We start from the raw sequence: 1,224 nt of genomic DNA, 5'->3' as shown, positions 1-1,224 counted from the left end.
ACCTCTCTATGCTGACGTCGAGACTTGTGATCAAGAGACAGGCCCCGGCCTGGGCGCCGATCGCAGGCCGGAGGCACGGCGGATCTTCCTCGGCGGGCGCTGGCAGGAGGCCGCGGTGCACCAGCGCGAGCAGGTCGCCGCCCCGGTCGAAGGGCCTGCGCTGATCGAGGAGGAATACACCACCGCCTTCATCGCCCCCGGCTGGCGCTGCGCGCCCGGGCCGGACGGGACGCTGATCGCGCGGAAGCAGGAGGCGTGACGGTCATGCTCGGTCCTGTCGAACTGGAGGTCCTGCGCAACGGCCTGACCGCCGCCGCCGCCGAGATGGACGTGACGGTCTGGCGCACCAGCCGCTCCACCGTGGTGCGGGAACTGCTGGACTATTCCACCGCCGTCTTCGACCGCGACGGCTACAACGTCGCGCAATCCGCCCGCATCCCGCAGCACCTGAACTCGATGAGCGCCGGGCTGCTGACCGTGGTGCGCGACCACCTGCCGCTGGCACAGTGGGAGGAAGGCGATGTCGTCATCACCAACGATCCCTATTGCGGCGGCCAGCACATTCCCGACATCCTGGCCTTCCGCCCGGTCTTCGCGGAGGGGGAGCGCATCGCCATCGTCGGCACGCTCTGCCACCATCTCGACATGGGCGGCATGGCGGCGGGCTCCTATGCCGCGACCGCGACCGAGATCTTCCAGGAAGGGCTGCGCCTGCCGCCGCTGAAGCTTTGCCGGCGCGGCGTGCTGAACGCCGACCTGCTGGCGGTGATGCGGCAGAACGTGCGCCAGCCGGAGATCCTCTGGGGCGACCTCCAGGCGCAGATCGCCTCGCTCGCCGTGGGCGAGGGCAACCTGCGCAAGCTGGCCGCGCGCTTCGGCGCCGCGGCGGTGGTCGCGGGCTGCGCGCAGATCCTGGACGGGTCCGAGCGCGCCATGCGGGCGATGATCGGCCGCATCCCGGATGGGCACTACGCATTCGAGGATTTCCTCGACGACGACGGCATCACTGACGCGCCCATCCGCATCCATGCCGCCATCACCGTGCGTGGCGAGGAGATGTCGGTCGATCTTTCCGGCTGCGGCCCGCAGGCGCTGGGGCCGGTGAACGCCACGCTCGCCTCGGCCCATTCCGCCGTCTCCTATGCGGTGATGGCCGTCGCCGACGAGCCGATCCCGGCCAATGCCGGATGCTACCGCCCCATCGCCGTGATCGCGCCGGAAGGC

General features: G+C 70.4%; 1 protein-coding gene and 1 pseudogene. Both read left to right on the top strand.

Features of this window, described 5'->3' with window-relative positions:
• Window positions 1-259, top strand: a pseudogene (locus tag ROTAS13_RS24725) (hypothetical protein); the annotation flags it as partial.
• 5 nt (window positions 260-264) lie between these two features.
• The coding region (locus ROTAS13_RS24720; protein WP_139323578.1) for a hydantoinase B/oxoprolinase family protein at window positions 265-1,224 on the top strand (960 nt) is incomplete at its 3' end.

The sequence above is a fragment of the Roseomonas sp. TAS13 genome (genome assembly GCF_001950415.1).
In the GTDB taxonomy this organism is placed as follows: domain Bacteria; phylum Pseudomonadota; class Alphaproteobacteria; order Acetobacterales; family Acetobacteraceae; genus Roseomonas; species Roseomonas mucosa.
The sequence above is the reverse complement of the archived record's forward strand: the minus strand, read 5'-3'. Positions and strand labels throughout refer to the sequence as shown.